The organism is Xanthomonas vesicatoria ATCC 35937, from assembly GCF_001908725.1.
GTDB lineage: Bacteria > Pseudomonadota > Gammaproteobacteria > Xanthomonadales > Xanthomonadaceae > Xanthomonas > Xanthomonas vesicatoria.
The window spans coordinates 601,462-627,366 of the sequence record NZ_CP018725.1; the positions used below are offsets into that span (position 1 = coordinate 601,462).

Sequence of the window (25,905 nt, forward strand, 5' to 3'; positions counted from 1 at the left end):
CTGTGAAAACGCTTACAGATCAAGCATCTGCAGGTGATGAATACGTGAATGAACGTGCTGCGTCGCAACAAATGGCGCCCGCGCGCCACAAATGAAGCGGAACGCCGGTCACGGCCGGGGCCACGTCGACTGGTGCGTTGACCAGTGGAAACGCGACTCCCGGTCTACAGGCACGTGGCGCCGCTCGGATCGCGACGTTAAAACGTATGTGATGGTCTTCGCCGATATCAGAGACTGACTTTCTGGGACCGAGCAACGCCAGAGCGGCTGCAGCGTTCTCGGTGCGACGGGGGTTGACGGCACTGCCCGTCGCCCCCGAATGCGCTCCTGCAACCGCGGCTCGGTCGTCCGGGCTTCGGTCTACCCCGCCTCGCCCGGTGCGATTGCCTCGATCGACAAGGCATGGATGTCGGTCTGCATCATCTCCCCAACCGCGGCATAGACCGCCCGGTGGCGCGCTAGCGGCGGCTTGCCGGCGAAGACGGCGCTGACCACGCGCACATTGAAATGGCCGCGGCCATCACGGGCACCGGCGTGGCCGGCATGCCGGTGACTGTCGTCCACCACGTCCAGCTCAGTAGGCGCCAACGCCGATTGCAGCGCGTCGCGAATCCGCTCGACCCGGCTCATGGCAGCACCCGGCGGAACGGCCGGACGTCGGTGCGCACGTAGACGCCAGCGGCCACATAGGGATCGGCATCGGCCCAGGCACGTGCCTCTTCCAGTGCGTCGAACTCGGCAATCACCACGCTTCCGCTGAAACCGGCCGGACCCGGATCCTCGGCGTCGATAGCCGGGCACGGGCCTGCCACCAGCAACCGCCCAGCCGCAGCCAGCGCCTGCAGGCGTGCCAGATGTGCCGGTCGCGCCTGCTGCCGCGCGTCCAGTGCATCGGCCCCGTCATACCCTTCGATTACGTACCACACATGCCACCTCACTCAGGACTTGAAGATCAACGCAGGGATTCTAGCCGCGTCGGCGCTGGACACCGCCCCCGCGCACGCATTACCCTTGGCGCCACTGCACACGCAACCGGACGCAGCGGCCCGTCGGCCCAGGCATCACACCTCACTCGACGACCGATTCGCTGCCCACCGCCGGCTCGCGTAGACGACCTCCTCGCTGTTCCGTCGCCGCCTGCCACGCGGCGCCCGATGGTACGCGGACCGGCGTTTGTGGATTTGTGGGATCGTGCCGAAGCAGGCACGACATTGATCGCAATAACTCAAGGCAAAGCCCTGCAGGCGCGGCTCAGACCGTGGCCGGCGACCGTAAGACCCGATGTCGACCTGATGAATTCCGAACTCGCGCACGTCGCGACTCCGCCAGCCGCAAGCGCTCACCCACAGCAGCAGGAAATGCCGCTGGCGGTGGTGCATGGGCAACCAGTGCTGCAGATCCCGCAGGATCTGTATATCCCGCCGGATGCGCTGGAAGTGATTCTGGATGCGTTCGAAGGCCCGCTGGACTTATTGCTGTACCTGATCCGCCGTCAGAACCTGGACATCCTGGATATCCCCGTCGCCGAGATCACCCGGCAGTACGTGGACTACATCAATGTGATGCAGGAGCTGCGCTTCGAACTGGCAGCCGAATATCTGGTGATGGCTGCGATTCTGGCCGAGATCAAATCGCGCATGCTGTTGCCGCGGCCACCCAGTCAGGAAGGCGAAGAAGAAGACCCGCGCGCAGAGCTGGTGCGCCGCTTGCAGGAATACGAGCGTTTCAAGCAGGCCGCCGAAGACTTGGACACACTGCCCCGCATGGGCCGCGACAGCGCTCCGGTGCAGGCGCATCTGCCCGAGCGCGCAGCGGTCAAGCTGCCGCCGCCGGTGGAATTGAAAGAAATGCTGATGGCGCTGTACGACGTGCTCAAGCGCGCTGAGCTGTTCACCGGTCATGCGATCAAGCGCGAGGCGTTGAGTGTGCGCCAGCGCATGGGCGATGTGCTGAGCCGCCTGGACGACGGAAAGTTCTACCGCTTCGAATCGCTGTTCACGGCCGAAGAAGGCAAGCTCGGCGTGCTGGTCACCTTTTTGGCGCTGCTCGAATTGGCCAAGGAGCAGTTGCTGGACATCGTGCAGGAAGCGCCGCTGGCGCCGATCTACGTGAAGTCGCTGGCGTTGGGCAACACCAATGCGCCGCTGCAATTCTCCAGCGAATTCGATGACAGCGATGCTGCCAACGAACCTATCTGAAGCCGATCACCGAATGGATCAAGCGCTGATCACCCGCATCATCGAAGCCGCCCTGCTGGCCAGCAGCCAGCCGCTGACGCTAGCGCAGCTGCAGGGGCTGTTTCCGGAAGAAGAGCCGGCCCCGCCCGGCAGCGTCGAGCGCGCGCTGGAACTGTTGCGCGAAGGCTGCGCCGAGCGCGGCGTGGAGCTGGTCGAGGTGGCCTCCGGCTTCCGCTTCCAGGTCAAGGCCGATGTGCATGGCTGGGTTGCCCGGCTATGGACCGAGCGTCGCACCAAGTACACCCGCGCCACGCTGGAGACCCTCGCGCTGATCGCCTACCGCCAGCCGATCACCCGCGGCGAGATCGAACAGGTGCGCGGCGTGGCGGTCAGCAGCAACATCATCCAGGCCCTGGAAGAACGCGAATGGATCCGCGTGGTGGGTCACCGCGACGTGCCCGGCAAGCCGGCCCTGTTCGGCACCACCAAGGGCTTTCTGGATTATTTCGGGCTCAAGCGATTGGACGAGCTGCCGCCATTGTCTGAGTTGAAGGACATTGCCGAGCTGGAACCGCAGCTGCCGCTGGACCGCGATGGTCAGCTGGATGGCGCAGTGCCGGCATCGGCGGCGATGGATACGGCACAAGGCCAGGACGGTGCGGACGCGTCCGATGCAGCTGACGGCAGCACCGCTGCCGGTGTCGCCGCCGATGCCGATGGATCGGAGACGACTGCCACGCCTGACGCTGCGCGCGCCGCAACTGCGGACGCCGGCGCTGACGGAAGCACTGATGCGCCAGACGACAGCCAGGACGATGCAGACGTTGCAGCGGATGCGCAGCGTGCGAACGCAGCAGATCAAGACATCGCCTCCGACACCGATAGCGGTGGCGATGTTGGCATCGACAGCAACGACGACGACCACGCATCAATCGACGATGCCGACACCGACGCCGATACGGCAACACCCCACGCTGGCATGGCAGACGACACCGCCGACACGCCGAGCGACGACACACCGCGGCACTCCGAGGTTTCCTCGGCGCAGCACACGCACCAAACGCAAGACCCAGACAGCGCCCGCGAGGGCGACCCCGACACCGCGCCGGGCACGCGCGCGGATGCAGTGAACGAAGACGAAGACAACGCCGTCGCGACGACGACCGTGGCTGTTGACGAAGCCGATTCCGACCCAGAGGCCGACCCGCAACGCGTCGGCCGGAGCCAGACACATGAGTGACACTCCCCGCAAGCTGTCGTTGAACAAGCTTTCCCTCAAGCGCGACAGCGCGCCCGAAGCGCCCAAGCTGGAAGAGCGCCTGCACAAGGTGCTGGCCCAAGCCGGCCTGGGTTCGCGCCGCGCGCTCGAACAGCGTATTGCCGATGGCCTGATCAAGGTCAATGGCGCCGTCGCGCAGACCGGCATGTCGGTGCGTAGCGGCGACAAGATCGAGCTGGACGGCCGCAGCTTCGTGGCCAGCGCGCTGACCGAACCTTCGCGTGTGCTGATCTACAACAAGCCCGAAGGCGAAGTGACCACGCGCGAAGATCCCGAAGGCCGCCCGACCGTGTTCGAGTCGCTGCCGGCATTGAAGGGCTCGCGCTGGATCGCGATCGGCCGGCTGGACATCAACACCACCGGCCTGCTGCTGCTGACCACCGACGGTGAGCTGGCCAACGCGATGATGCACCCCTCCTATGAGGTCGAGCGCGAGTACGTGGTGCGCGTGCGCGCCCCGGAAGGCGAGGAAAAGGTCTCCGACGCGATCATCGAGCGGCTGTCGCGCGGCGTGCTGCTGGAAGACGGTGGCGCCAAGTTCGACGAGATCGAACGCATCGGCGGCACCGATTCGCACGACTGGTTCCGTGTGGTGGTCAAGGAAGGCCGCAACCGCGAAGTGCGCCGCTTGTGGGAATCGCAGGGCTGCCAGGTCAGTCGCCTCAAGCGCAGCCGCTACGGCAAGATCTCGCTGCCGCGCGAACTGCTGCGTGGGCAGTCGATCGAAGTGGCGCAGGACAAGGTCGACGCTCTGCGCGCCGAACTCAAGCTGGAAGAAGGCGCGCCGTCTGCATTGACCTTGCAGCCGGTGATCGGCCAGCGCCGCGCCGCCAAATCCACCGTGCACGTTTCGCGCGATGGCCGCAGCAATGCCTACGTCAACGGCCAGACCTCCGGCGCCGATGAAGGCCGCGAGCTGCGTCGCTTCGACAATCTGCGTGAAGATCGCGGCCGCGGCGGTCGCGGCAAGCCCGGCGGTTTCAAGGGTGGCCTGACGGTCAGCGGCGAAGCTGCTGCCAAGCAATCGCAGCAGCGCCCGTTCAAGCAGCGTGGCCCGGCCAAGGGCGATCGTTCGTTGCCGGACGGTAACCCGGCCGCGTTCCGTAGCTGGTATGTGCCCGATGGCGTGAGCACCGGCCCGAGCGGTCACCGCAACGCCGGCCCCAGCGGTCCCGGCACCGGCCAGGCGCGTCCTTACGCCAAGAAGGGTCCGGGTGGTGCACGCCCAGGCGCTGGCGGCCCAGGCAATGCACGTCCCGGTGCAGGTGGTCCAGGGCGTGGCGGTGCCGGTGGTGGACAGGGCCAGTCGCAGGGCCAGGGGCAGCGCAAGCACCCGTACGGGCATCCGGGCAATGCACCGAGCTTTCCATCCGATCACGCCAATCCGGGTTTCAGTCCGTATGGTGCAGCACGTCCGACAGGTCGCCCGACTGGCGCACGCGCAGGCGGCCCCGGCGGCAACCGTGGGCCGGGCGGCAATCGCGGTCCCGGTGGTCCGGGCGGTGCACCGCGTGGTGCCGGTGGCCCGGGTGGACGCCCACCGGGCGGCGGCAATCGTCGCCCGCCCGGCGGCGGTAATCGCGGTCGCTAAGATGCGGCAAGCGCAATAGAAAAACGGCCCTGCAAGGGGCCGTTTTTGTTTGTACAACAGATCACGCCGAACATCGCACTCGATTGCGGCTGCAGTGGAAGCGACGAACTCGCGCTACCCAGCGGCGATCAAACTTCCAAGGCGCAATGGATCCAGGCCATCAGGAGCTAGGCACGACGCACCAGCAATTGCTACGCGACTGCGTGACCTGGTCGACAGCACATCGGGCAACGGTTGAACGGCCACGATGGCAGGACGAATCCCAAGTCAACGCCGGCCCTGCGCAGTTGCTGCACCCACCTGACAACGAGCGCAGCACTCTCCCGGTTGCTTACTTACGGCGCTCGATCACAAAGTTACCGACGTTGACGCCCAGATCGATACCCTCGCCCGTCCCCGCCAGGGCCAATGAGATATCACCCTTGGTGACCACTTGTGCGGTACTGGACTTGACCACGCCGGCATGCGCTTCGGCAGCGGCGTAGGTACCGAACAGGTCATTCAGACTGTAGGCGCCGGAGAACGAACCGCGGCCACCGGTGATCTTGGACTTGCCCACGGTCAGGCCGCCGCCCTTGCTGGAAATCTTGACCGGAATGACCGCACCGTTATCGCAGGTAATGGTGCCGGTGCCGCTGGCGGTCTTGTAGAACACCGACCAGCCGGAAAGGTTGAACTTCAACTGGCAATCGATATTGCCGGCGGCCTGCGCCTGCGGAGCCAGCGCTGCCGCGCCAAGCAGGGCAAAAAGAGACAGTGACTTGATCATGTGTGCGTTGCCGGTGGTAGACGTGGCGCGAGACTAGCAGCGCCGATGTAGCAGCCGCGACAAGGTGATTGCAGCTCTCCAACGCGCGTTCAGCGAAGGATTAGCTGGGCGCGCCCATGGCAGCGCGCTGCACAAACAGCCCCGGCGTGGGATCATCCGTACATGTCACGCATCGCCCACAGCCTGCTGTTCGCCGCCCTGTTGCTGCCGTCGCTCGCGCATTGCGGCGAGGCGATTCCGACCCGGGGCTATACCGTCGTCAACAGTTATCCGCACGACACCGCCGCCTTTACCGAGGGCCTGTTCTATCTCGACGGATACCTGTACGAAAGCACCGGCCAGCTGGGTAACTCCAGCGTGCGCAAGGTCGAGCTGGAAACCGGCCGCGTGCTGCAGCAGGCCGATACGCCTGCGCCCTACTATGGCGAAGGCATCGTGGCCTGGGGCGATCGGCTGATCCAGTTGACCTGGCGCAACCAGCAGGGCTTCGTCTACGACCTCGCTACGCTGACACCGCGTTCGCACTTCGCGTACGCCGGCGAAGGCTGGGCGTTGACCAGCGATGCGCGCAATCTGTACATGAGCGATGGCACCGCCCGCGTCCGCCGGCTGGACCCGCAAACGCTGCAGCAGACCGGCACCATCCAGGTCACCGCACGCGGCAAGCCGTTGGACAATCTCAACGAGCTGGAATGGGTCAAGGGCGAACTGTGGGCCAATGTCTGGCTCACCACCCGCATCGCGCGGATCGATCCGGCCAGCGGCAAGGTGATCGGCTGGATCGATTTGAAGGCGCTGGTTCCCGATGCCGACACGCTGACCGACCCCACCAACGATGTCCTCAACGGCATCGCCTACGATGCCAAACAGGACCGTATATTCGTCACCGGCAAGCGTTGGCCGAAGATCTATGAGATCAAGTTGGACGAGTAACCGGCCGGGATTCGTGATCCGGGACTGGGATTTGACGCAGGCGCGGGCCACTACCGCTCAGATGCCCGCCCGCTCCTGCGAATCCCAAATCTCGAATCACGACTCCCTGATTTCAAAGACATCGGCATCCAGCATTGCGGGGAAACGGGCACGGTGCTCGGCCAATGCCGCGGCGCTGATGGTGGTCGTGACCACCTGCTCGCGTTCGCGGATTTCCACTTGCGGTTGGCCAAGAAAATCGATCACCGCGCTGTCTCCGGCGTAGTGCAGTTGGTTGCCGTCGATGCCGATACGGTTGACCGCGGCCACGAAGCATAGGTTTTCTATCGCGCGGGCACACAAAAGCGTCTTCCATGCGTACGCACGTGCGGACGGCCAGTTGGCGACGAACAACTGCAGATCGAAATCCAGCTGACCCGGCCGCTCGACATCGAAGCGGTTGCGGCAGAACACCGGAAACCTCAGGTCGTAGCAGACCTGCGGATTGATCCGCCAGCCCTTCCATTCCACGCAGAGGCGTTCGCGACCGGCGGCGTAGCGCAGATGCTCGTTGCCGAAGCGGAACAGATGGCGCTTGTCGTAATACTGCAACGCCCCGTCCGGTGTGGCCCACAACAGACGATTGAACACGCCGTGCTCGGTGCGCAATTGCACGCTACCGGTCACCGCCGCCCCCAGCCGCGCGGCCTGCGCGCACACCCAGTCCACGGTCGGCCCGTCCATGCCTTCGGTCTTGTCGATGGCCTCGTTGGAGAACCCGCTGGTGAAGGTCTCCGGCAGGATCACCAGATCGGTCTGCCCGGCCAGCCGCTCCAGCAGCGTACCGTAATACTCGCGATTGCCGGCCGGATCATGCCAGCGGGTGTCGCCTTGGATCAGCGAAACCCTCAAATCTTGCGTTACGTGCGTCATCTCCAACGTGCTCCGATGCAAAGCGTGCCGACCAGGCACAACAAACCCAGTGTGGGTGTCACCCAGGGCAAGTGGCGAACCAAGCGATTGGCAGTGGTACGCCGTTCCTCTGAAGTGAGCAAGGACAGATAGCGTGCCACGTAGCGATCTCTTCGGAACGGCACCACGCTGAAATCCATACCCACGCGCTGCCCCCGGTCGACCAGTCCAGTCATGACATGGCAATAAAAAAGTGCGCTGTCGACAACGCCGCAGACAAAAGCCAAGCCGAAGGTAATGCCGAAATAGATTTCCGTAATCGACATTACCGTCTTCCTTCACTCGCGATGGCTACGACTTGCTGTCCCTCACTGCCGGTCCGATCGCCCTAGAGCTGTTGCAATCGTGTGATCGCCGCATCCAACGTTGCATCGTTCTTGGCGAAGCACAGTCGTGCCAGGCGCTGACCAGACGGCGCATGTTCGTAGAATGGCGATAGCGGGATCGCGGCCACGCCCTTCTCGATCGTCAGCCACTTCACGAATTCTGTGTCGGGCAGGTCGCTGATCGCCGAGTAATCCACCAGCTGGAAATAGCCCCCCGGCACCGGTAGCGGCTTCAGGCGAGTGGTCAGCAGCTGTTCGCGGAAGCGGTCGCGCTTGGCTTGATAGAACGCGCCAAGCTGCTCGTCGTGTTCGGGCTCGTCGCGAATCATCGCGGCGAAGGCGTGCTGGGCCGGGCCGAAGCTGGTGAAAGTGTTGTACTGGTGTACCTTGCGGAATTCGGCGGTGAGCGCCGGCGGTGCGATGGCATAGCCGATCTTCCAGCCGGTGCAGTGGTAGGTCTTGCCAAAGCTCGAAATCACAAACGCGCGCGCGCGCAGTTCCGGCCAGCGCAGCACCGATTCGTGGCGGCGGCCGTCGAACACGATGTGCTCGTAGACCTCGTCGGACAGCAAAAAGATGTCGGTGCCACGCAACAGCTCGGTCAGCGCCTGCATGTCATCGGCCGAGAGCATCGCGCCGGACGGGTTATGCGGCGAGTTGATCATCAGCAGGCGCGTCTTCGGCGTGATCGCCGCGCGCAGGGCCTGCCAGTCGACCGCAAAGGTCTGCGGATGCAGCGCCACGTGCACCGCGCGCGCGCCGGCCAGATCGATCGCCGGCTCGTAACAGTCGTAAGCCGGGTCCAGCACGATCACCTCTTCGCCCGCGCGCACCACCGCGTGGATGGCGTTGAAGATGGCCTCGGTGGCGCCGCTGGTGACGGTGATTTCGGTGTCGGCATCGACCTGCGCGGCGTAGCAACGCTGCGCCTTGCCCGCGATGGCCTGACGCAGCGCGGCCACGCCGGTCATCGGCGGGTACTGATTGTGGCCGGCACGCATGGCCGCCTCCAGTTCATCGACCAGGCGCTGCGGCACAGAGAAATCGGGGAAGCCCTGGCCCAGGTTGACCGCGCCGTGCTCGGCTGCCAGCTGCGACATGACGGTGAAGATGGTGGTGCCCACCTTGGGCAGCTTGGTCGTGAGGGGCATCGCGCCAGTCCGGTCAGCAATCGGGGACCGCGAGTGTACGCAAAGCGGCCCGACCGGTGCGCCGGGCGCGATGCAAAACAGCGTTCCCGGACACATCGCGCCGCGCGCATGCGCCCCCGGCAGCGGCCATCGTCGTTACAATGCGCGCCCTGCTTCACAGCGTGTCGCGCCGGTTGCCTATTGGCAATGGCCCGACCCCCGCTCGCCCACCCCATGCCGTCCTGCGACGGGAGCCCGCTGCGCCGATGATCGAACCGCTGCACACTGCGCCCCCGCTGCTGGCGGCGCGCGCGCTGGCCTTCAGCCGCAATGAAGAGCCGGTCTTCGGCCCGCTGGATTTCCATGTCGATGCCGGCGAGGCCCTGCTGGTGCAGGGGGACAACGGCGCCGGCAAGACCACCTTGCTGCGGGTGCTGGCCGGCCTGCTGCATGTGGAGCGCGGCGAGATCCAGATCGACGGCAAGACCGCCCGGCGCGGCGACCGCAGCCGCTTCATGGCCTACCTGGGCCACCTGCCCGGCCTGAAGGCCGACCTCAGTACGCTGGAGAACCTGCACTTTCTATGTGGCCTGCATGGCCGGCGTGCCAAGCAGATGCCGGGCAGCGCACTGGCCATCGTGGGCCTGGCCGGTTACGAGGATGCGCTGGTGCGGCAACTCTCTGCGGGCCAACGCAAGCGGCTGGCATTGGCGCGGTTGTGGTTGTCGCCTGCGCCGTTATGGCTGCTGGACGAGCCCTACGCCAACCTGGATCTGGACGGCATCACCCTGGTCAACCGGATGATTTCCGCACATCTGCGCGGCGGCGGCGCGGCACTGGTCACCACCCACGGCGCCTACGCGGCGCCGCCGGTGCGCACCCGCATGCTCACCCTGGAGGCCGCAGCATGAGCACCCCTTCGCCACAACCGTCGTTGCTGCAGGCCGCGCGCGCGCTGCTGCGTCGCGATCTGCAATTGCTATGGCGCCGTCGTAGCGACGCGCTGCAGCCGGCACTGTTCGCACTGCTGATCGTGGTGCTGTTTGCGCTGGGCCTGGGCGGCCGCCCGGACCTGCTGGCGCAGGCAGCGCCGGCGGTGCTGTGGCTATCGGTATTGCTGGCCGGCCTGCTGTCGCTGGACGCGCTGTTCCGCAGCGATGTGGAAGACGGCTCGATGGAGCAATGGCTGTTGGCACCGGTGCCGCTGGCGTGGCTGATCACCGTGCGCGTGCTGCTGCATTGGGCAACCAGCGCCTTGCCGCTGATCGCAGTAACCCCGTTGCTGGGCGAATTGCTGCACCTGCCGCATGACCAATTGCCGGTGCTGCTGGCATCGTTGGCGCTCGGCACCCCGTTATTGAGTCTGCTCGGCGCCGTGGTTGCAGCACTGACGGTGACGATGAAACGCTCTGGTATTCTCGTGGCGTTGCTGGCGTTGCCGCTGTACGTGCCGGTGCTGGTGTTCGGCGCCGGCAGCGTGGCGGCCAGCGGGCAAGGACAGGATGCGGTGGGTGCGTTGTTGTTGTTGGGCGCCGGATTGGTGATCGGCATTGTGCTGGCACCGTTGGCGGCAGCGGCGGCGATCCGGATTTCGCTCAGCTGATCGATGTTGCAGATGCGCCATTGATGGGACACCGTAGGTCGTGCGGCGGTGTCGTACCGAGAGCTGTCTCCATGCAAAAAGCCATCGCCATGCCAAGAGCCATCGCCATCGCATGAACGTCGTCGTCCGCTGGTTCCATCAAGTCGCTTCACCTCCGATCTTCGACCGATTTACCGCGCGCTGGGCGCCGTGGTGCTATGCGCTGGCCGTTTTGCTGCTGGGTGCCGGCATCTGGCAGGCGCTGTTTGCGGTGCCGGCCGATTACCAGCAGGGCGACAGCTTCCGCATTCTCTACATCCATGTGCCGAGCGCGTGGATGAGTTTGTTCGTCTTCGGGTTGATGGCGGTATATGCGGCGATCGCGCTGATCTGGCGCATCAAGGTGTGCGAGATCCTGGCGATGGCCTGCGCGCCGATCGGCGCGGCATTCACCGTGATCACGCTGCTCACCGGCAGCATCTGGGGCAAGCCAATGTGGGGCGCCTGGTGGGACTGGGACCCGCGACTGACCACCGAGCTGATTCTGCTGTTCCTGTATCTGGGCGTGATCGGCCTCTATCACGCCATCGACGACCGTCGCCAGGCCGCACGTGCGGCGGCGTTGCTGGCGATCGTGGGCGTGGCGCTGCTGCCGGTGATTCGCTACTCGGTGGTGTGGTGGAACTCGCTGCATCAGGGCCAGAGCATTCGGCTGCTTGGCCCATCCACCATCGATGCCAGCATGCTGCTGCCGCTGTGGTTGATGGTGATCGGCACCAAGTTCTGGTTCGCCGGGTCGCTGCTCACCCGCGCGCGTGCCGATAACCTGCGCCGCGAAGCCGGCAAGGCATGGATCGTGCGCGATGCGGAGGGCACCGCATGAGCTATCTGCCTTACGTGATCGCCGCCTACGCGGTGTTTGTGCTGGTGCTGCTGTGGGACCTGATTGCCGGCCGCTGGCAGGTGCGTCGCGCCTTGAAGACCGCGCAAGCGCGCCGCCTGCGCGAGCGCAAGCGCAGCGTGCCCAGCGATGCGGAGCTGACCCGATGAACCCGCAACGTCGCCGCCGGCTGTGGCTGGTGCTGGCACTGGTGCTGGCCGCCGGGCTGGCGACCACGCTGGTGGCGATGGCCCTGCAGCGCAACGTGGCCTACCTCTACACGCCGTCGGAAGTGCTGCGCGGCGATGCCGGCGACCATGCCCGGTTCCGGCTTGGCGGCATGGTCGAAAAAGGCTCGTTCAAACGCGCCTCCGGTTCGCTGGAAGCGCAGTTCCGCGTCACCGACGGCGATGCGCAATTGCCGGTGCGCTATGACCGCATCCTGCCGGATCTGTTCCGCGAAGGTCAGGCCGTGGTCGCCACCGGTCGCATGCAGCAAGGCGTGTTCGTGGCCGAAGACGTGCTGGCCAAGCACGATGAGACCTACATGCCGAAGGAAGTGGCCGACAAGATGGGCAGCGCGCATCGCAAGCATCAGGTGGCCCCGGGCAAGGTGATGCAGTGACGGGCGGAAGCCGTGGTGGCGGAGCGGATCACCGGCAGGCGCAGGCAATCGAGAGCGGTAACATCGGCGCGGGTCGTGCTGCGTTGCTGGCTTGCCGGTCCCGCTCGGTCCAGTTGCGTGCGACAGCACGCTGCGGCGCGGGAGCGAAGACCAAGAAACCTGACACGACGACAGGACCGGCGGGCTCCAATAATGGCCGTTGCACCGCGACAGGAAGTATGAGTTCCGGTCATGCCGCTGTGTCCGGCCTGCCCCGGTTCTTGATTGGTTCCAGACGACGACGCGCTGCGATTCTCCGCTCTCGATCCCGAGTTCCCCATGCTTCCTGAGCTCGGTACCTTTCTGCTGGTTCTGGCCTTGCTGGTCGCGTTGGTGCAGGCGGCATTGCCGCTGGCTGGCGCACAGCGCGGTCGCAGCAGCTGGATGGCGGTGGCGCGTCCGGCAGCGTTGGTGCAGTTGGGCCTGATCGCGTCGGCCTTCGCCCTGCTGACGCATGCGTTCTTGGTGCAGGATTTTTCGGTGCGCTATGTCGCCGAAAATTCCAACAGCCTGTTGCCGGTGATCTACCGCTATTCGGCGGTCTGGGGCGCACACGAAGGATCGCTGCTGCTGTGGACGCTGGTGCTGGCGCTGTGGACCGGTGCGGTGGCCCTGTGGTCGCGCCAGTTGCCGGCGCAAGTCATCGCACGCGTATTGGGAGTGATGGCGCTCATCAGCATCGGCTTCCTGGCGTTCTTGTTGTTCACCTCCAATCCGTTCGCGCGGCTGCTGCCGGTGCCGCTGGAAGGCGCCGACCTCAACCCGCTGCTGCAAGACCCGGGGCTGATCATCCATCCGCCGATGCTGTATTGCGGCTACGTCGGCTTTGCGGTGCCCTTCGCCTTCGCCATCGCTGCGTTGCTGGAAGGCCGCATGGATGCGCGCTGGCTGCGCTGGACGCGGCCGTGGACGAATGTGGCGTGGTCGATGCTCACCGTGGGGATCGCGCTGGGCAGCTGGTGGGCGTATTACGAACTGGGCTGGGGCGGCTGGTGGTTCTGGGACCCGGTGGAAAACGCCAGTTTCATGCCGTGGCTGGTCGGCACCGCGTTGCTGCATTCGCAAGCGGTCACCGAAAAACGCGGCAGCTTTGCCAGCTGGACCTTGCTGCTGGCCATTGCCGCATTCGCGTTGTCGCTGCTGGGGACCTTTCTGGTGCGCTCGGGCGTGCTGACCAGCGTGCATTCGTTTGCCGCCGACCCTGCGCGTGGGCTGTTCATCCTGGTGTTCCTGCTGGCGGTGGTCGGCGGCGCGTTGTTGCTGTACGCCCTCCGCGCGCCGGGCATGTCCGCCGGCAACGACCCGCGCCGCGCCTTCGCCGGCAGCTCGCGCGAAACCTTGCTGCTGTTGAACAACCTGCTGCTCACCTGCGCCTGCGCAATGGTGCTGCTGGGCACGCTGTATCCGTTGCTGGCCGATGCGCTGGGCCTGGGCAAGCTGTCGGTCGGCCCGCCCTACTTCGGCACCTTGTTCGTGGTGTTGATGGCGCCGCTGGTGGCGCTGCTGCCGTTCGGCCCGCTCACCCGCTGGCAGCGCGAACAGACCTCGCGGCCGCTGGCGCTGCTGGCGCCATGGGCAGGCCTGGCGCTTGCTACAGGCGTGCTGGCCTGGTTCATGGCGCCGCAGGGCCAGCTGAAAGCCGCCTTCGGCGTGGCCGGTGCGGCGTGGGTGATGCTTGGTACGGCGCGTTTCCTGTGGACCCGCCGCGCGGCCAAGGGACGCAAATTCACCGCCGAAATGCTGGGCATGGTGCTGGCGCACCTGGGCGTTGCGGTGTTTCTGGCCGGCGCCTTGTTGGTAGAGTCGCTGAGCCTGCAACGCGAAGTCGCGTTGGCGCCGGGCCAGCAGGTGCAGATCGGTCGCTACGCGCTGCACTTCGACACCGTGGAAGAATTGCGCGGGCCCAATTACGTCTCCGACCGCGCCAACCTGCAGGTATTCAAGGACGACGCGCCGGTGGGCCTGCTGCATGCAGAAAAACGCCGCTATGCCAGCGGCGGACAGACCTTGACCGAGGCGGCGATCCGCCCCGGCCCGTTCGGCGACTTGTATGTCGCGCTCGGCGAACCGCTGGGCAATCAGGCCTGGGCGGTGCGCGTCCACCTCAAACCGTTCGTCCGCTGGATCTGGCTGGGGGCGCTGCTGATGGCGCTCGGTGGCCTGGTCACGGCGGCCGACCGGCGTTTTCGTCGTTCTCCGGAGATCCAAGATGGTTGAGTCACGTTCGCCCCGCCTGCCCACTGCCGTCCTCGTGGGTGCCATCGTGCTGCTGCTCGCACTTGCAGCGCTGCTGGTCTACGCGGTGGTGCGCTCCGGCCACGAAGATCGCGATGCCCTGCCCTCTGCGCTGATCGGCAAACCGGCACCGGAGTTCGCGCTGCCGCTGCTGCACGACCCCAGCATCGTGGTGCATGCCCGCGAGCTGCGCGGCGCGCCGTACATCATCAATGTGTGGGGCAGCTGGTGCCCGGCCTGCCGCGAAGAGCACCCGATACTGAGCCGCTTTGCGCTGACCAAGCGCGTGCGCGTGATCGGCTACAACTGGAAGGACGAACGCGCCGATGCCCTGCGCTGGCTCGAGCAGTTGGGCAACCCCTATCTGCTGGTGGTGGCAGACAAGGACGGGCGCACCGCCATCGACTTCGGCATCGCTGCCGCACCGGAAACCTTTCTGGTCGACGGGCGCGGCGTGGTGCGCTGGAAATACAGCGGCATGCTCACCCAATCGATCATCGACACCCAGCTGATTCCGATGCTCAGCAAGATCGAGCGCTCGCCCACCGCCGCACCGGACCTGCACGCCAAGCAATGATGCGCGCCTGGCTGCTCACGCTGCTGTTGCTGCCCTGGCTGGCCCTGGCCCAGCCGATAGGGGACCCATCGCCGCTGCAATACCGCTCGGCGGCCGAAGAAGTGCGCTTTCATGCGCTGACCGCCGAGCTGCGCTGCGTGCAGTGTCAGAACCAATCGCTGGCCGATTCCAATGCGCAGATTGCGCAGGACCTACGCCGCGAGGTCTTGGCCTTGATGCACCAAGGCCGCAGCGATGCGCAGATCCGGCAGTTCTTGGTTGCCCGCTATGGCGAGTTCGTGCTGTATCGCCCGCAGGTGGAATCGCGCACCTGGCTGCTGTGGTTCGGCCCGTTGCTGGTATTGCTGTTGGGCGGCGTGGCGGTGATGGTTGTGGTACGTCGACGCAGCGCGGCGGCGCCCGCCGTGCCCGCTGATGAGCAGGAGTGGTGATGGTCGGCTTCGTCCTTGCGGTGACGGTTGTCGCGCTGCTCGCCTTCGCCGTGGCGCTGCGCCCGCTGTGGCGCCAGACGCGCGGCTTGGCGGCCAGTGTTGCGCTGCTGTTGCTGGCCGCAAGCGCGGCGTTGTACTGGCTGGTCGGCACGCCGTCGGCGATCGAACAGGCGGCCGACCACCCGGCCACGCCGCGCACCCTGGACGAGGCCATCGTGCAGCTGCGCAGCGCCCTGGCGCGGAATCCCGATCAGGCCGAAGGCTGGGTATTGCTGGGGCGCTCGTTGTCCAGCCAGCAGAAATTCGCCGAGGCCAGCAATGCTTTCGCGCGCGCGGTGGCACTGCGCCCGGACGAGCCGGACGTACTGGTGGCGGCCGCGCAGTCGCGCATGCTCGCCGACGACAGCGGCCGCCCGGACCCGCAGGCCATGCGCCTGCTCGAACACGCGCTGGCGGTGCAACCGGACCATCAACGGGCCCGCTGGTTTCTCGGCGTGGTGCAGCGTCAGGCAGGTCAACCGGCCAAGGCCAGCGAAACCTGGGAACCGCTGCTGGGCGTGGTCGATGCTCCCACCCGGCCCGGCCTGCTCGAACAGATCAATGCTGCGCGACAGGAAGCCAAGCTGGCGCCGATCCAGGCACCGGCTGCAACCGCCACCGACGCAGTCAGCGGCAAACGCATCCAGGTGCATGTGACGCTGGATACCGAATTCGCCAAGCGCGCCGGGTTATCAGGCGATACCAGCGTATTTGTGATCGCACGCGCCGCCGACACGCCGATGCCGGTCGCGGTGGAAAAACATGCGCTGCGCGAGTTGCCGCTGAACATCACCCTGGACGATGGCGACAGCCCGATGCCGACGCGTGCGCTTTCATTGCTGGACACCGTGCAGGTGCTGGCACGGCTGTCGCGCAGCGGCAATGCGATGCGCCAGGCGGACGATGTCGAGAGCGTGCCGGTAACGGTTGAAGTGTCGGCAGGCGTGCCAGTGGAATTGGTCATCGGCCGCTGATTGCTCGCTACCTTCGTTGCACGCCTGTGTTTGCCGAAGAACGAAACCACCGCGCCGTGAGGTCGTGGTTGCTGGTTGCTGTGCCGAAACCCTGGGCACCGATCAACTCGACTGGTCCTTGCCCGCTCACCGTCGCGGGACCTTACGCGGCATGGATGCCGCGTAAGAGCTTGCAGGGACGTACTTGCAGCGTGTCCCGGGATGGTGGGCGGGCAAGGGCCCCTGCAGCAAACGCGAAGCCTCGAGGGCGCGGTGCCCTCACCGCTCGCGGGACACGCCGTGAATCCGTCCCTGGAGGCTCGGTGGCGGCATCCATGCCGCCACACGGTCCCGCAAGCGGTGGGACACCGCGCCAGACCGTTTGCTGGTGGTTTTGTCGAAGAACGAAACCACCGCGTCTCGCAATTTGCTGGCTGCTGGTTGCTGTGCTGAAACCTCGCGCACCGACCAACTCGACTGGTCCTTGCGCGCCCACCGTCGCGGGACCTTACGCGGCATGGATGCCGCGTAAGAGCTTACAGGGACGTACTTGCAGCGTGTCCCGGGATGGTGGGCGGGCAAGGGCCCTGCAGCAAACGCGAAGCCTCGAGTGCGCGGTGCCCTCACCGCTCGCGGGACACGCCGTGAATCCGTCCATGGAGGCTCGGTGGCGGCATCCATGCCGCCACACGGTCCCGCAAGCGGTAAGGACACCGCCCCAGACCGTTTGCTGGTGGTTTTGTTGAAGAAAGAAACCACCGCGTCTCGCAGTTTGCTGGCTGCTGGCTGCTGTGCTGAAACCTCGCGCACCGACCAACTCGGCTGGTCCTTGCCCGCTCACCGTCGCGGGACCTTACGCGGCATGGATGCCGCGTAAGAGCTTACAGGGACGTACTTGCAGCGTGTCCCGCGAGGGTGGGCGGGCAAGGACCCTGCAGCCAAGCCGCAGACCCAGCGCTCTGAAGAGTGACATCACATCGCGCCAGGGCTCGAACCCATTCCCGATTCCCGATTCCAGTCCTGCACCGGCGCATGCCATGGCAGATAGAATTGCGACATGACTGAATTCATCCCTCCTGGCACGCTGTTCCATTCCCTGCCTTCGCCGTTTCCGATGAAGCGCGGTGGTGAGCTGCATCAGGCCCGTGTGGCTTACGAAACCTGGGGAACGCTGGCTGCCGATCGCAGCAACGCGGTGCTGATCGTCACCGGCTTGTCGCCCAACGCGCATGCGGCCGCAAATCAGGCCAATCCCGAGCCGGGCTGGTGGGACGCGATGCTGGGGCCAGGCAAGCCGATCGATACCGCGCGCTGGTTCGTGGTGTGCCTCAATTCGCTGGGCAGCTGCAAGGGCTCCACCGGGCCTGCATCCATCGACCCGGCAACCGGGCAGCTGTATCGCCTGACCTTTCCGGATCTGTCGATCGAAGATGTCGCCGACGCGGCAGCCGATGTGGTGCGTGCGCTGGGCATCGGCCAGCTCGCCTGCCTGATCGGCAACTCGATGGGAGGCATGACCGCGCTGGCACTGTTGCTGCGGCATCCTGGTATTGCGCGCAGCCACATCAACATCTCCGGAAGTGCGCAGGCGCTGCCGTTTTCGATCGCGATCCGCTCGCTGCAGCGCGAAGCCATCCGCCTGGATCCGCACTGGAACGGCGGCCACTACGACGACGCGCACTACCCGGAATCGGGCATGCGCATGGCGCGCAAGCTCGGGGTGATCACCTACCGCTCGGCGCTGGAATGGGACGGCCGCTTCGGTCGGGTGCGACTGGATTCCGAACAGGCGGCCGACGATCCGTTCGGCCTGGAATTCCAGGTGGAAAGCTATCTCGAAGGCCATGCGCGTCGCTTCGTGCGCTTCTTCGATCCCAACTGCTATCTGTATCTGAGCCGGTCGATGGATTGGTTCGATCTGGCCGATTATGTGGAGACGTCTTCGATCGCTGCCGCGCATGCCGCCGGCACCCAGGTCGACAGCACGCCGGCTGCAGACGTCTCCACCGAGGCTGAGGTGCTGGCCGGCCTGGCCAACATCCGCATCGAACGTGCGCTGGCGATCGGCGCCAACACCGACATCCTGTTCCCGGTGCAGCAGCAGGAACAGATTGCCGAAGGCCTACGTGCAGGCGGTGCGGATGCGCGCTTTATCGGCCTGGATTCGCCGCAGGGCCACGATGCGTTTCTGGTGGACTTCGCGCGCTTTGGACCGGCGGTGCGCAACTTTCTGGACGCCTGCTGATTTCCAGAGTTAGACCAGGCGCGCGCAGCCGAGTGCCGCGCAAGACACTGGCCGCACTGTTTGCGGTGAGCATGGCCAGCATTGTTGCAGCAGGCCTGCTGCCGGTCTCGGTGGCACTCTGGTACGCGGTTGCCAGCAGTGTGGCGCTAATCGCTTACCGGCGCGACAAGAGCGCGGCAACACGTGGCCAGCGGCGCACGCCGGAGGCCACCTTGCACGGCATGGCACTGCTCGGTGGCTGGCCGGGCGCGCTGTTGGCGCAATCGCTGTTCCGGCACAAATACAGCAAGACCTCCTTCCAGGTGGCGTTCTGGGCCACGTCGATCGCGAACAGCGCGGTGCTTGCATGGGCGGTGTATCGCTCGATGTAATGGGGGCCCTACAAACGCATGTCACACGGGCCGCCACGACACCCCTCGCTGATCCAGGCAGGTCTCACGGCAGCGGCTCCAGCACGCCGGCACGCATCCGGTAGCGCCGCTGCACTACGCCGGCAGGCACGCTGTCGTGGGTGATCATCACCAGGCTGCGCTGGCCGAGTGCGGCGGACAGATCGAGCAGCAAGGCGTGTGCGGTATCCACGTCCAGGCCGTCGGTGGGTTCGTCGAGCAGCAGCATAGGAGCATCGCGCAACAGCGCACGCGCGAGGGCAAGGCGGCGCGCCTGGCCTGCGGAAAGCGTGGCGCCGTTTTCGCCCACCCAGGTGTCCAGACCGTGTTGCGCGCTGGCCCAGTCGTGCAGGCGCACCTGCTCCAATGCCTGCCACATGGCGGCATCGTCGGCATCGGCATCGCCGATGGCCAGGTTCTCGCGCACGCTACCGGCAAACACCGGCGCGTTCTGCGGCAGCCAGGCGATGCGTCGATGCCATTGTGCCTGGGCGCAGTGACGCAGATCGATGCCGGCGTAACTCACCTGCCCGGCCTGCGGATCCCAGAGCCGCAGCAGCAAGGCCGACAACGTGCTCTTGCCGCTGCCGCTATCGCCGCTGATGGCGATGCGTTCGCCAGGCGCTAGCGTAAGATCGAGCGCGTGCAGCACCGGCCGCACCCCACCGGGCCACGTAAACGACACCTGCTGCAGGTGCAGTGTGCCCATGTGTGGCAGGTCGATCGCACGCACTGGGTCGCTGGCCGACGGGGCTTGATCGACGATAGCCTGCAAGCGCCGGGCCGCGACGCGCGCGCTCTGCAACGCCTGCAACGCCAGTCCGGCACCGGCCCACACCTCCAGCAGCGCCATGGTCAGAAACACCAAGCCTGCAGCCATCTCCGCTGAAATCAGCGCACGCTCGGCGGCGCGCAGTGCGAGCCACAGCATGCCGGCCAGACCGAAGGCACCGCACACCGCGTGCACCAGGTTGCCGGCGATCAGTCGACGACGCTGCAGGCGATCCCCGTGCACCACGTCCGTCGCAGCGGCATCGAGCCGGTGCAGCCAGGTGCCTTGCGCATCGACCGCAGCCAGGTCGGCCGCACCTTCCAGACCTTCGAACGCCTGCGTGCGCAACGCCGTGCGTTGCTGCGCACGCAGCTGCTCGCGCTGCGCGCCACCACGTGCGACCTGCCAGGGCACCAGTCCGCCAATCAACACGCCCAGCACCAGCAACAACAGGGCCGCAGGCGGATAGATCGCTGCAGCGGCAATCGCGCCGGCCAACCAGATGCCGAGCAGCGCGGTCAGCGGCGCAAGCGCGCGCACGCTCAGGCCATCGACTTCGCCGATGTCGGACATCAGGCGCGCCAGCAGATCGCCGGTGCGTGTTGCCGACAACCGGCCCGGCGCAAGCGGTAGCGCACGCCGGAAGAACCACACCCGCAAATCGCGGGCGATGCGCAAGGTGGCATCGTGGCCGATCAATTTTTCGCCATAGCGCGACACGATCCGCGCAAAGGTCAATGCGCGGATGCCGGCCGAAGGCGAGAAGAAATTGAAGCCGGCGCCCATGCCGGCAACGCCAGCCAATGCCGCCGCCGTAAGAAAACTGCCGGACAGGCTCAACAGGCCGACCCCGGCCAGCATGGTGACCAGCACCAACAGCGCAGACAGCAACAGGCGCCAGGCATGCCGGCGAAACACCTCGCTCAGACGATCTTGACGAGTCTCGCTCATGGCGCGCCCGCCATCACGGTGGCGCCATGCAGATCGATGACCGTATCGGCCCAGCGCATCACTGCGGGGCTGTGGGTCGCCAGTACCACCGCACGACCGCGTGCGAAGATCCCCAGCGTTCGCAGCAGTTCGGCTTCGGTGTCCGGGTCGAGAAACGCGGTGGGTTCGTCCAGCAGCAGCAGATCCGGCTCGCGCAGCAGCAGCCGCGCCAATGCCACACGCCGCGCTTCGCCACCGGACAGGCCAAAGCCGCGCTCGCCGATCCGCGTGTCCAGGCCGGCCGGCAACTGCGCGGCAAAGCGCAGCACCTGCGCGGCGTCGGCCACTGCGTGGAGGCGTGCGCTGCTGGCCTGCGGATCGGCCACCCGCAGATTGTCGGCAATGCTTCCGTGAAACAGGTAGGGCCGCTGCGTGGCATAGCCCACACGCGTCCCCGGGCGCAGCGCTACACTGCCCGCTTCCGGTGGCAGCCAGCCAGCCAGCCCTTCCAGCAAGGTGCTCTTGCCGCTCCCGCTGGCACCGATCACCGCAACGCGCTGCCCGGGCTGCAAATCCAACGAAAACTGCGTGATCACCGTATGCGGCGCGCCAACTGGACGCAGCCCCAGGCCGCGCGCCTGCAGCAATGGCGCGTGCGCCTGTGCAGGTTCCAAGGCGCGTGCAGGCGCTGCAACCGGGGTACTGGCATCGGCTTCGTTGGCAAAACCCTCCAGCAACCGCTCGGCTTCGCTCACGGCTGCCAGCGCATTGGCACGGTCGTGGTAGTGCGTTGCAAGGCGCCGCAACGGCGCAAAGAATTCCGGCGCCAACAGCAGGCAGAACATGCCCGCGCCCAGCGACGGCAGCCCGTGCAGGTTGAGCATGCCCAGATAGCTCAGGCCGAAGTACAGGGCCACGATCGCCACGCTCACCGAGGCGAAGAATTCCAGCACCGTGGAAGACAGGAACGCGATGCGCAGAACTTTTAGCGAGCGCTCGCGCACGCCCTCGGCCGCTGCGGCAATGCCGCTTAATTCGGCCTGGCCGCGGCCATACACGCGCAGCAAGCCCAGCCCCTTCAGACGATCGGCGAAGTGCCCGCCCATCCGCGCCAGCTCGCCGAGTTGCTCGCGCCCTGCAGCTTCTGCGCCCCACCCCACCAGCATCATGAAGAACGGAATCAGCGGTGCGGTCAGCAACAGCACCAGGCCCACTACCCAATCGACCGAAAACACCGCGATCAGGATCGCCGGCGGCACCAGCATCAGCTCGGTGCGTGCCAGCTGATAGCCGACGAAGTAGCCTTCCAGCGCATCGGTATGCGCCAGGCTCAACTCGCCCAGTTCGCCGCTGCGTTGCCGGCGCAACCACAGCGGCCCATGCTGCACAAGCCGGTGTGCGATACGTGCGCGCAGTTCACGCTTGGCCACATCGGCCACCTCGCCCGTCAACGCTTGCGCCCATGCGGTGAGCACGGCGCGCCCCAGTAATGCGAGCAGCAGTCCAACCCCCACATCGCGCAGCTGCGCCAGCGCCATGTGCTGCACCAGCACCGCCTGCACCAGCCAGGCAATGGCGGCCGATTGCACGAGCAACATCGCGCCAGACAACGCCATCGCCACACCGGACAGCCGCCGGGCCCGTGCAGCGGGTGCGGCAAGCGCATCCAGCCACTGGCCGCGTTGACGACGTTGGGCAGGCGTTTCGCTGGCTTGCACGCTGGGCTGGCTCACATGGCTCTCTTCAGGCGGTGCATCGGGGAGATTGTAAGGCGCCACTGTCCGCTGCGGGATGGACAGTGTGCCGCACCCGACCGGGGCCGCATTGATTTGGATCAACGCGCGCGGCGCGGCAGCGGCAGATGATCCGCCACGTTCCTCACCGATACTCAACCAGGCCATCCCGCCATGATCGACTCGACAGTTGTCGAACTGTCGCGGCTGCAGTTTGCAGTCACCGCGATGTACCACTTCATCTTCCCGCCGCTCACCATGGGCCTGTCGTTCCTGCTCGGCATCATGGAAAGCGTCTACGTCATGACCGGCAAGCCGATCTGGCGGCGCATGACCATGTTCTGGGGCGTGTTGTTCGGCATCAACTTCGCCATGGGTGTCGGCACCGGCATCGTGATGGAGTTCGAGTTCGGCATGAACTGGTCGTACTACAGCCATTACGTGGGCGACATCTTCGGCGCGCCGCTGGCGATCGAAGGGCTGATGGCGTTCTTTCTCGAAGCCACCTTCCTGGGCCTGTTTTTCCTGGGCTGGAATCGCCTGAGCAAGGTGCAGCACCTGATCACCACCTGGCTGGTGGCATTGGGCAGCAACTTCTCCGCGTTGTGGATCCTGATCGCCAACGGCTGGATGCAGAACCCCACCGGCGCAGTGTTCAACCCGGACACCATGCGTATGGAAGTGGTGGATTTCATGGCGGTGCTGTTCAACCCGGTGGCGCAGGCCAAGTTCGTGCACACCGTCAGTGCCGGCTACGTGCTCGGCGCGGTGTTCGTGATGTCGATCAGCGCGTTTTACCTACTGCGCGGCAAGCACCTGGAGATGGCACGCCGCTCGTTTGCGGTCGCTGCGGCTTTCGGCCTGCTGTCGTCGCTGTCGGTGGTAGTACTCGGCGACGAGAGCGGTTACGCCGCCAGTGAGCACCAGAAAATGAAGCTGGCCGCGATCGAAGCGATGTGGGAGACCGAAGCCGCACCGGCCGATTTCACCGCCTTCGGCATTCCCAATCAGCAAACCCATCGCAACGACTATGCCATCAATATCCCGTATCTGATGGGCCTGATTGCCACCCGCTCATTGGATGAGCCGATTCCCGGCATTCTGGAATTGGTGGGCCGCGCCGAGCATCGCATCCGCGGCGGGCAGATCGCCTACGGCGCGCTGCAACGTATCCGCGCCAACAAAAACGATGCCGAAGCGCGCAAGGTCTTCGATGCGCATTGGCAGGACCTTGGCCACGGTCTGCTGCTCAAGCGTTATCGCGACGATATCGGCAACGCCACCCCCGAGCAGATCGCACAGGCGGCGATGGACACCGTGCCACGCGTGCTCCCGCTGTTCTGGACCTTCCGCATCATGGCGGCGATCGGTGTGTATCTCATCGCCTTCTTCGCCATCGCGTTCTGGTTTGCCTGCAAGCACAACTTCCAGGAAAAACGCTGGTTCCTGACCCTGGCGTTGTGGACGCTGCCGCTGCCATGGATCGCGATCGAATGCGGTTGGTTCGTGGCCGAATACGGTCGCCAGCCATGGGCGGTGGAAGGCGTGCTGCCAACGTTCTATGCCGCATCGGGCCTGGATCTGTACGAGATCGTGATGACGCTGGTGGGCTTTACCGCGCTGTACACCACGCTGCTGGTGATTGCGATCAAGTTGTCGCTCAAGACCATCCGCAAGGGCCCGGACGTGCTGTTCCCGCCAACCCACCCCAGCGCCTCGCCCTCAGTGCCGCAAGCTCGTGCACCTTTGAGCTCGGGCGCCGTGGCCGGCAGCGCACCCTAACCCTGGAGAGACCGTCATGGATTTCATACTGCTCGATTACACAACCTTGCGCGTGATCTGGTGGCTGCTGCTCGGCGTGCTGCTGTCCGGCTACGCAGTGATGGGTGGCTTCGATCTGGGTGTGGGTGCGCTGCTGCCCTTCGTTGCCAAAAACGATGCCGAACGCCGCCTGGTGATCAACACCGTCGGCCCGGTCTGGGAAGGCAACCAGGTGTGGCTGATCCTGGGCGGCGGCGCGATCTTCGCCGCGTTCCCGCCGCTGTATGCGGTGAGTTTTTCCGGATTCTATCTGGCGATGTTCGTGATCCTGTTTGCACTGATCCTGCGGCCGGTCGGCTTCAAGTTCCGCGGCAAACTGGTGGGCCAACGCTGGCGCAACAGCTGGGACTGGGCATTGTTTGTCGGCGGTTTCATTCCGGCCTTGATCATGGGCGTGGCGGTTGGCAACGTCTTGCTGGGTGTGCCGTTCCATTTCGACGACAGCATGCGCACGTTCTACGCCGGCAATCTATTCGGGCTGCTGACGCCGTTCGCTTTACTCGCCGGTCTGCTCAGCGTGGCGATGCTGCTCGCCCACGGTGCGGCAATGCTGGTACTCAAGACCGATGGCCCGGTGGCCGAGCGCGCTGCGCGTGTCGGTAGCATCGCCGCGATGGGCGCGGTGGCGTTGTTTGCCGCGGCCGGTGCCTGGGTCGCACTTGGCCTGCCCGGCTATGCGGTGACATCGGTGCTGGCGACCGATGCGCAGACCAATCCCTTGGCCAAGACCGCTGCACTGACGGCGGCCGGTGGCTGGCTGCACAATTACAGCAGCATGCCGGCCACCTTGATGGCGCCTTTGGTAGGCCTGCTCGGGCTTGCGATGAGCGCAGTGCTGTTGCGTACGCGACGCGGCGGCCTGGCGTTCATCGCTTCGGGCAGCGCCATCATCGGCATCATTTTTACAGTTGGGTTTGCATTGTTCCCATTCCTGCTGCCGTCTTCCACCGCACCAAGCGCCAGTCTGACGCTATGGGATGCCTCGAGCAGCCGCCTGACGCTGTGGATCATGCTGCTGGCCACCACCGTGTTCATGCCAATCATCCTGGCCTACACGGCGTGGGTGTACCGCGTGCTCAAGGGCAAAGTCACTGCCGGCGAACTGTCGTCCAACCCCAATGCGTACTAGCTGACGCGGTTACTGCGACGCCAGCACGGCGTCGCAGCGGCGCTCGGCCCCGCCTCTATCAACGTTTTTCAGGAGCACAACGATGTGGTACTTCGCCTGGATTCTCGGCACCGGTCTGGCGGCATTGGCCGCGGTGCTCAACGGCATGTGGTTCGAAGCGCGCGAGCCCGAGCGCGCGCATCAGCCGCAGGAAAAATAATTGCGGTAGATGCTTGCCGATTCCTCATTCCCTATGTAACATACGCGGCTCCTTCGGGGTGTAGCTCAGTCTGGTAGAGCGCTACGTTCGGGACGTAGAGGTCGCAGGTTCGAATCCTGTCTCCCCGACCAGTTTCAAAACACAAAACCGGCCTCGTGCCGGTTTTGTGT

General features: G+C 65.5%; 26 protein-coding genes and 1 tRNA gene. 19 read left to right on the plus strand and 8 right to left on the minus strand.

Features of this window, described 5'->3' with window-relative positions:
* Nucleotides 1-360 precede the first annotated feature (360 nt).
* Nucleotides 361-630, minus strand: coding sequence for a BolA family protein (locus BJD12_RS02600; protein ID WP_005992265.1), 270 nt, complete (start codon nucleotides 628-630; stop codon nucleotides 361-363).
* Nucleotides 627-926, minus strand: coding sequence for a YciI family protein (locus tag BJD12_RS02605; protein WP_005992264.1), 300 nt, complete (start codon nucleotides 924-926; stop codon nucleotides 627-629). Before BJD12_RS02605 ends, BJD12_RS02600 begins: the two co-directional genes overlap by 4 nt.
* Before the next feature lie 366 nt (nucleotides 927-1,292).
* Between BJD12_RS02605 and BJD12_RS02610 the strand changes: the two genes are divergently transcribed.
* The 3 genes from BJD12_RS02610 to BJD12_RS02620 are packed head-to-tail and all read left to right on the plus strand — an operon-like array spanning nucleotide 1,293 to nucleotide 5,047.
* A complete protein-coding gene (locus tag BJD12_RS02610) occupies nucleotides 1,293-2,198 on the plus strand; it encodes a segregation and condensation protein A (RefSeq protein ID WP_039420277.1) in 906 nt (301 codons plus the stop codon).
* Between the two features lie 13 nt (nucleotides 2,199-2,211).
* Nucleotides 2,212-3,417, plus strand: coding sequence for an SMC-Scp complex subunit ScpB (gene scpB / locus BJD12_RS02615; RefSeq protein ID WP_005992262.1), 1,206 nt, complete (start codon nucleotides 2,212-2,214; stop codon nucleotides 3,415-3,417).
* Nucleotides 3,410-5,047, plus strand: a complete 1,638-nt coding sequence (locus BJD12_RS02620) for a pseudouridine synthase (RefSeq protein WP_005992261.1) — start codon at nucleotides 3,410-3,412, stop codon at nucleotides 5,045-5,047. Before scpB ends, BJD12_RS02620 begins: the two co-directional genes overlap by 8 nt.
* A 331-nt stretch (nucleotides 5,048-5,378) precedes the next feature.
* Here the strand turns inward: BJD12_RS02620 and BJD12_RS02625 are convergent, their stop codons facing one another.
* Nucleotides 5,379-5,816 carry a hypothetical protein gene (locus BJD12_RS02625; RefSeq protein WP_005992260.1) on the minus strand — a complete coding sequence of 146 codons (438 nt, stop codon included), beginning with the start codon at nucleotides 5,814-5,816 and terminating at the stop codon, nucleotides 5,379-5,381.
* A 162-nt stretch (nucleotides 5,817-5,978) separates the two neighbouring features.
* On the opposite strand from BJD12_RS02625, the gene BJD12_RS02630 reads away from it, so the two are divergent.
* On the plus strand, nucleotides 5,979-6,749 hold the full coding sequence (locus tag BJD12_RS02630; protein ID WP_005992259.1) for a glutaminyl-peptide cyclotransferase: 771 nt from the start codon (nucleotides 5,979-5,981) through the stop codon (nucleotides 6,747-6,749).
* A 96-nt stretch (nucleotides 6,750-6,845) separates the two neighbouring features.
* On the opposite strand, the gene BJD12_RS02635 is transcribed toward BJD12_RS02630, so the two are convergent.
* From BJD12_RS02635 to BJD12_RS02645, 3 genes are all read right to left on the minus strand, one after another.
* Nucleotides 6,846-7,661 carry an amidohydrolase gene (locus BJD12_RS02635; RefSeq protein ID WP_042827979.1) on the minus strand — a complete coding sequence of 272 codons (816 nt, stop codon included), beginning with the start codon at nucleotides 7,659-7,661 and terminating at the stop codon, nucleotides 6,846-6,848.
* A complete protein-coding gene (locus BJD12_RS02640) occupies nucleotides 7,658-7,966 on the minus strand; it encodes a hypothetical protein (protein WP_005992257.1) in 309 nt (102 codons plus the stop codon). The genes BJD12_RS02635 and BJD12_RS02640 overlap by 4 nt, the downstream gene beginning before the upstream one ends.
* Nucleotides 7,967-8,028: 62 nt before the next feature.
* A complete protein-coding gene (locus tag BJD12_RS02645; RefSeq protein ID WP_005992256.1) occupies nucleotides 8,029-9,177 on the minus strand; it encodes a pyridoxal phosphate-dependent aminotransferase in 1,149 nt (382 codons plus the stop codon).
* Nucleotides 9,178-9,422: 245 nt separating this feature from the next.
* On the opposite strand from BJD12_RS02645, the gene ccmA reads away from it, so the two are divergent.
* The 11 genes from ccmA (at nucleotide 9,423) to BJD12_RS02720 (ending at nucleotide 19,133) form a co-directional block, all read left to right on the plus strand.
* The gene (ccmA, locus tag BJD12_RS02650) at nucleotides 9,423-10,067 is read left to right on the plus strand and encodes a heme ABC exporter ATP-binding protein CcmA (protein WP_005992254.1); all 645 of its coding nucleotides are present in this window, start codon (nucleotides 9,423-9,425) and stop codon (nucleotides 10,065-10,067) included.
* The gene (gene ccmB, locus BJD12_RS02655; RefSeq protein ID WP_005992252.1) at nucleotides 10,064-10,759 is read left to right on the plus strand and encodes a heme exporter protein CcmB; all 696 of its coding nucleotides are present in this window, start codon (nucleotides 10,064-10,066) and stop codon (nucleotides 10,757-10,759) included. Before ccmA ends, ccmB begins: the two co-directional genes overlap by 4 nt.
* Nucleotides 10,760-10,871: 112 nt before the next feature.
* Nucleotides 10,872-11,621 (plus strand): heme ABC transporter permease CcmC, encoded by a 750-nt coding sequence (ccmC, locus tag BJD12_RS02660; RefSeq protein WP_005992250.1) that lies wholly within the window; start codon nucleotides 10,872-10,874, stop codon nucleotides 11,619-11,621.
* Nucleotides 11,618-11,788 (plus strand): heme exporter protein CcmD, encoded by a 171-nt coding sequence (locus BJD12_RS02665; RefSeq protein ID WP_005992247.1) that lies wholly within the window; start codon nucleotides 11,618-11,620, stop codon nucleotides 11,786-11,788. The genes ccmC and BJD12_RS02665 overlap by 4 nt, the downstream gene beginning before the upstream one ends.
* Nucleotides 11,785-12,243 (plus strand): cytochrome c maturation protein CcmE, encoded by a 459-nt coding sequence (gene ccmE, locus BJD12_RS02670; protein WP_005992245.1) that lies wholly within the window; start codon nucleotides 11,785-11,787, stop codon nucleotides 12,241-12,243. Before BJD12_RS02665 ends, ccmE begins: the two co-directional genes overlap by 4 nt.
* A gap of 318 nt (nucleotides 12,244-12,561) precedes the next feature.
* Nucleotides 12,562-14,499 carry a heme lyase CcmF/NrfE family subunit gene (locus BJD12_RS02675; protein WP_005992243.1) on the plus strand — a complete coding sequence of 646 codons (1,938 nt, stop codon included), beginning with the start codon at nucleotides 12,562-12,564 and terminating at the stop codon, nucleotides 14,497-14,499.
* On the plus strand, nucleotides 14,492-15,094 hold the full coding sequence (locus BJD12_RS02680; RefSeq protein ID WP_042827978.1) for a DsbE family thiol:disulfide interchange protein: 603 nt from the start codon (nucleotides 14,492-14,494) through the stop codon (nucleotides 15,092-15,094). The genes BJD12_RS02675 and BJD12_RS02680 overlap by 8 nt, the downstream gene beginning before the upstream one ends.
* Entirely contained in the window at nucleotides 15,091-15,525 is a 435-nt protein-coding gene (locus BJD12_RS02685; protein WP_005992240.1) for a cytochrome c-type biogenesis protein, read from the plus strand. The genes BJD12_RS02680 and BJD12_RS02685 overlap by 4 nt, the downstream gene beginning before the upstream one ends.
* Nucleotides 15,525-16,538, plus strand: a complete 1,014-nt coding sequence (locus tag BJD12_RS02690; protein WP_005992238.1) for a tetratricopeptide repeat protein — start codon at nucleotides 15,525-15,527, stop codon at nucleotides 16,536-16,538. Before BJD12_RS02685 ends, BJD12_RS02690 begins: the two co-directional genes overlap by 1 nt.
* Nucleotides 16,539-17,574: 1,036 nt before the next feature.
* Nucleotides 17,575-18,762 carry a homoserine O-acetyltransferase MetX gene (gene metX / locus BJD12_RS02715; RefSeq protein ID WP_042828596.1) on the plus strand — a complete coding sequence of 396 codons (1,188 nt, stop codon included), beginning with the start codon at nucleotides 17,575-17,577 and terminating at the stop codon, nucleotides 18,760-18,762.
* A 32-nt stretch (nucleotides 18,763-18,794) separates the two neighbouring features.
* Nucleotides 18,795-19,133: a DUF1294 domain-containing protein gene (locus BJD12_RS02720; RefSeq protein ID WP_229003519.1), complete on the plus strand. Its 339-nt coding sequence runs from the start codon at nucleotides 18,795-18,797 to the stop codon at nucleotides 19,131-19,133.
* Between the two features lie 64 nt (nucleotides 19,134-19,197).
* Here the strand turns inward: BJD12_RS02720 and cydC are convergent, their stop codons facing one another.
* Both cydC and cydD read right to left on the minus strand, forming a co-directional pair.
* Entirely contained in the window at nucleotides 19,198-20,874 is a 1,677-nt protein-coding gene (cydC, locus tag BJD12_RS02725) for a thiol reductant ABC exporter subunit CydC (protein WP_005996856.1), read from the minus strand.
* Nucleotides 20,871-22,586 (minus strand): thiol reductant ABC exporter subunit CydD, encoded by a 1,716-nt coding sequence (cydD, locus tag BJD12_RS02730; RefSeq protein ID WP_228862249.1) that lies wholly within the window; start codon nucleotides 22,584-22,586, stop codon nucleotides 20,871-20,873. The genes cydC and cydD overlap by 4 nt, the downstream gene beginning before the upstream one ends.
* 174 nt (nucleotides 22,587-22,760) lie before the next feature.
* Between cydD and BJD12_RS02735 the strand changes: the two genes are divergently transcribed.
* From BJD12_RS02735 to BJD12_RS02750, 4 genes are all read left to right on the plus strand, one after another.
* Nucleotides 22,761-24,368: a cytochrome ubiquinol oxidase subunit I gene (locus BJD12_RS02735; protein WP_005996854.1), complete on the plus strand. Its 1,608-nt coding sequence runs from the start codon at nucleotides 22,761-22,763 to the stop codon at nucleotides 24,366-24,368.
* Between the two features lie 16 nt (nucleotides 24,369-24,384).
* Nucleotides 24,385-25,536: a cytochrome d ubiquinol oxidase subunit II gene (gene cydB / locus BJD12_RS02740; protein WP_005996853.1), complete on the plus strand. Its 1,152-nt coding sequence runs from the start codon at nucleotides 24,385-24,387 to the stop codon at nucleotides 25,534-25,536.
* 82 nt (nucleotides 25,537-25,618) lie between these two features.
* Complete coding sequence (cydX, locus tag BJD12_RS02745) at nucleotides 25,619-25,735, plus strand: cytochrome bd-I oxidase subunit CydX (RefSeq protein WP_005996851.1); 117 nt, start codon at nucleotides 25,619-25,621, stop codon at nucleotides 25,733-25,735.
* A 54-nt stretch (nucleotides 25,736-25,789) separates the two neighbouring features.
* Nucleotides 25,790-25,866, plus strand: a tRNA-Pro gene (locus BJD12_RS02750).
* Nucleotides 25,867-25,905 lie beyond the last annotated feature (39 nt).

Coding starts and splice junctions, on each gene's coding strand:
- BJD12_RS02600 (WP_005992265.1), bottom strand. CDS start 630: ATGAGCCGGGTCGAGCGGATTCGCGACGCGCTGCAATCGGCGTTGGCG.
- BJD12_RS02610 (WP_039420277.1), top strand. CDS start 1,293: ATGAATTCCGAACTCGCGCACGTCGCGACTCCGCCAGCCGCAAGCGCT.
- scpB (WP_005992262.1), top strand. CDS start 2,212: ATGGATCAAGCGCTGATCACCCGCATCATCGAAGCCGCCCTGCTGGCC.
- BJD12_RS02620 (WP_005992261.1), top strand. CDS start 3,410: ATGAGTGACACTCCCCGCAAGCTGTCGTTGAACAAGCTTTCCCTCAAG.
- BJD12_RS02625 (WP_005992260.1), bottom strand. CDS start 5,816: ATGATCAAGTCACTGTCTCTTTTTGCCCTGCTTGGCGCGGCAGCGCTG.
- BJD12_RS02630 (WP_005992259.1), top strand. CDS start 5,979: ATGTCACGCATCGCCCACAGCCTGCTGTTCGCCGCCCTGTTGCTGCCG.
- BJD12_RS02635 (WP_042827979.1), bottom strand. CDS start 7,661: ATGACGCACGTAACGCAAGATTTGAGGGTTTCGCTGATCCAAGGCGAC.
- BJD12_RS02640 (WP_005992257.1), bottom strand. CDS start 7,966: ATGTCGATTACGGAAATCTATTTCGGCATTACCTTCGGCTTGGCTTTT.
- BJD12_RS02645 (WP_005992256.1), bottom strand. CDS start 9,177: ATGCCCCTCACGACCAAGCTGCCCAAGGTGGGCACCACCATCTTCACC.
- ccmA (WP_005992254.1), top strand. CDS start 9,423: ATGATCGAACCGCTGCACACTGCGCCCCCGCTGCTGGCGGCGCGCGCG.
- ccmB (WP_005992252.1), top strand. CDS start 10,064: ATGAGCACCCCTTCGCCACAACCGTCGTTGCTGCAGGCCGCGCGCGCG.
- ccmC (WP_005992250.1), top strand. CDS start 10,872: ATGAACGTCGTCGTCCGCTGGTTCCATCAAGTCGCTTCACCTCCGATC.
- BJD12_RS02665 (WP_005992247.1), top strand. CDS start 11,618: ATGAGCTATCTGCCTTACGTGATCGCCGCCTACGCGGTGTTTGTGCTG.
- ccmE (WP_005992245.1), top strand. CDS start 11,785: ATGAACCCGCAACGTCGCCGCCGGCTGTGGCTGGTGCTGGCACTGGTG.
- BJD12_RS02675 (WP_005992243.1), top strand. CDS start 12,562: ATGCTTCCTGAGCTCGGTACCTTTCTGCTGGTTCTGGCCTTGCTGGTC.
- BJD12_RS02680 (WP_042827978.1), top strand. CDS start 14,492: ATGGTTGAGTCACGTTCGCCCCGCCTGCCCACTGCCGTCCTCGTGGGT.
- BJD12_RS02685 (WP_005992240.1), top strand. CDS start 15,091: ATGATGCGCGCCTGGCTGCTCACGCTGCTGTTGCTGCCCTGGCTGGCC.
- BJD12_RS02690 (WP_005992238.1), top strand. CDS start 15,525: ATGGTCGGCTTCGTCCTTGCGGTGACGGTTGTCGCGCTGCTCGCCTTC.
- metX (WP_042828596.1), top strand. CDS start 17,575: ATGACTGAATTCATCCCTCCTGGCACGCTGTTCCATTCCCTGCCTTCG.
- cydC (WP_005996856.1), bottom strand. CDS start 20,874: ATGAGCGAGACTCGTCAAGATCGTCTGAGCGAGGTGTTTCGCCGGCAT.
- BJD12_RS02735 (WP_005996854.1), top strand. CDS start 22,761: ATGATCGACTCGACAGTTGTCGAACTGTCGCGGCTGCAGTTTGCAGTC.
- cydB (WP_005996853.1), top strand. CDS start 24,385: ATGGATTTCATACTGCTCGATTACACAACCTTGCGCGTGATCTGGTGG.
- cydX (WP_005996851.1), top strand. CDS start 25,619: ATGTGGTACTTCGCCTGGATTCTCGGCACCGGTCTGGCGGCATTGGCC.